Origin of the sequence: Okeania sp. SIO2C9 (assembly GCF_010672455.1) — a bacterium.
Classification (GTDB): domain Bacteria; phylum Cyanobacteriota; class Cyanobacteriia; order Cyanobacteriales; family Microcoleaceae; genus Okeania.
The window spans coordinates 1-1052 of the sequence record NZ_JAAHGO010000302.1; the positions used below are offsets into that span (position 1 = coordinate 1).

3 protein-coding genes are annotated in these 1052 nt (G+C 37.5%); all 3 read right to left on the reverse strand.

The genetic code is table 11. The features are described 5' to 3' along the window. Positions 1 to 226, reverse strand: a 226-nt coding sequence (locus F6K23_RS41190) for a Uma2 family endonuclease (RefSeq protein ID WP_293167078.1), incomplete at its 3' end; no start/stop codon positions are given. A gap of 153 nt (positions 227 to 379) precedes the next feature. After that, a complete protein-coding gene (locus F6K23_RS41195) occupies positions 380 to 730 on the reverse strand; it encodes a Uma2 family endonuclease (protein WP_367267991.1) in 351 nt (116 codons plus the stop codon). After that, positions 652 to 909 carry a Uma2 family endonuclease gene (locus tag F6K23_RS41200; protein ID WP_293167080.1) on the reverse strand — a complete coding sequence of 86 codons (258 nt, stop codon included), beginning with the start codon at positions 907 to 909 and terminating at the stop codon, positions 652 to 654. Before F6K23_RS41200 ends, F6K23_RS41195 begins: the two co-directional genes overlap by 79 nt. Positions 910 to 1052 lie beyond the last annotated feature (143 nt).

A 1052-nucleotide genomic window follows, 5' to 3' on the forward strand; every position in this document is an offset into this window, starting at 1 on the left:
TCCCTTGACGAGTTAATTTCACAGCCCATTCTCGAAAAACTTGTCCTTTTCCCTCGCACCATTCATCTATTAGATAGAGCAAAGCACGAGTTAGTTTAGAGTGAAAAAATTTCGGTGACATTTTTGCGATTGCTTTTCCATCAATAAATTCATAAATAATATCTCCTTCTCCTGGTGGAAGTTCAAGACATTCTTGTAATGTAAGTTGATTTTTAACCTGTAACATTTTGTCTATTTTAGGGTATACTATATAACGGTAATTTTGGTGAAGCGATCGCTTATTTTTTTGTTCCTTGTTGCTGAAAACTTATTGCCCATTCCCCATTCCTGAGTTTTGCAAGAGTTCAATTATCTATGGCAAAAACATTTCTGCAAAGGATCAAGAAAGTGATGGAAAATTCAAGGGATTAATTATTTCGCTATCTGAAAAAACAGTTTCTGATTTGTAACCTTTTGGCGTGGGATGGCGACAGATATAAGCTTGGCGGTTACTTACATCTAAAACCCAATATTCGGAAATATTTGCTTTGGCGTAAATAAGTGCTTTTTCTTCCCTGTCTATTTTCAAGGTTGTGTCAGAAATTTCGATTAAAAAGAATATTTCCTGTGGATTGGGGTGGGGATTTCCATAAGGTTGGGGATCGATTTTAACTATAGCAATATCCGTCTCTGGTTCAGAAGTTGATAATGTACTGGTAACTGCATTCTGACATGAGGTTCCTGAGTTAATTGAGCTTTTAAATAATCAGACATCCGTTGAGTTGTTGCAGCATGGGGGGCACGTTGGGGATTCATTTCAACAATACGACCTTCTAATAGTTCGACATGGGATTCAGGTGTAAGAATACTGTAGTCTATCATTTTATGGTACTCTGTTACAGTCCACAAGCGAATTTTGGTTGTCGTCATTAGTTTTAACTCCTATTTTATCTAATGTTGGCATTTATACCCGCGCTCTCCCGAAGGGGAGCGTCGTATGGGAATGCCAACCCATGCTATAATAAAACTACGAGCGTGTTAGTAATAGGTCGAAAACATTGAAAGCCAGATAT

Coding starts and splice junctions, on each gene's coding strand:
- F6K23_RS41200 (WP_293167080.1), bottom strand. CDS start 909: ATGACGACAACCAAAATTCGCTTGTGGACTGTAACAGAGTACCATAAA.